The sequence below is a fragment of the Sphaerisporangium sp. NPDC049002 genome, assembly GCF_040649355.1.
Lineage (GTDB): Bacteria > Actinomycetota > Actinomycetes > Streptosporangiales > Streptosporangiaceae > Sphaerisporangium.
In genome coordinates, this window is the sequence record NZ_JBEZFH010000480.1 from 1 (window position 1) to 1,028 (window position 1,028).

Consider the following 1,028-nt stretch of genomic DNA (forward strand, 5'->3'; position numbering starts at 1 on the left):
AACTGCGCTTCAGAGTACGGGTTGTCGTTGGACACACGAGGCCGTGAATGGGACTGGTCGATTCCCAGCAGCGAGAGCAGACCGGAAACGGTGTTCGAGGTCATCGAGGTGCCACGGTCGGCATGGATCCCGACGGGGGCGATCCCGCCGTTGGCCTCGATCGCGTGCTCGATGAACTCCCGGGCAAGGGTTCCCGTCTCCGTCGGCCAGATCTCCCACCAGACCACTTTCCGCGAGAAGATATCGATGATGACATACAGCAGATAGTAGACGCCGCGCACCGGTCCTTTCAGTTTCGTAATATCCCACGACCACACCTGATTCGGCCCGTCGGCTTCCAGTTCGGGTTTCTTCTTCGCTGGATGGACGGCCTGGACGCGCCGCTCACCGGACTGGCCGCGCTGGCGCAGCAGCCGGTACATCGTGGCCTGCGAGCACAGGTAGACGCCCTCGTCCAGCAGGGTCGCCCACACCTGGCCCGGCGACTTGTCGGCGAACCGGGGTGAGTCCAGTACGGCCAGCACCTGCTCGCGCTCGTGTTCGGACAATTCGGCCGGGTGATGAAACGGGCGGCGTGGGCCCAGCCGGGGCGGGGAGGGATTACGCCGCCGGTGCAACGTGGCCCGCGACCTCCCCAAGATCGCACATGCCCTGGCCGTGCCGAGCAACTCCTCCATTTCCGGGAAATGCTCGTCGATGACCCGACTCAGTTCGTGTCGGAGTCCGCGCTGCTTGAGATGTCCTGAAGCAGCGCGAATGCTTTTCCCGCTATGTCAAGCGCGGTCCTGGTCTTCCCGAGTTCGCCGCTGAGCTTCTCGTTTTTGGCCTCCAGTTTTGCCGCGTCGGCCTTGAGCTTTCTGTTCTCGGCCCGCAACCGGGCCAGCTCCTCCGACTCCGTGCTCTTTTTCGGCTTACCCGTCGAAGCGGCCAGTGTCCCGTTCTCCTGCTGCTTTCGCCAGTGCTCGATGTGGGAGTGATACAGCTTTTCCTTGCGCATCAGCGCGCCACGTTCGGGGCTGCCCTCGGGC

2 protein-coding genes are annotated in these 1,028 nt (G+C 63.7%); both read right to left on the reverse strand.

Features of this window, described 5'->3' with window-relative positions:
• Window positions 1-548: DDE-type integrase/transposase/recombinase (locus AB0B89_RS36650; protein ID WP_358562452.1), on the reverse strand; the 548-nt coding region annotated here is incomplete at its 3' end.
• Between the two features lie 158 nt (window positions 549-706).
• A partial coding sequence (locus AB0B89_RS36655; RefSeq protein ID WP_358562455.1) for a hypothetical protein occupies window positions 707-1,028 on the reverse strand: 322 nt, incomplete at its 5' end.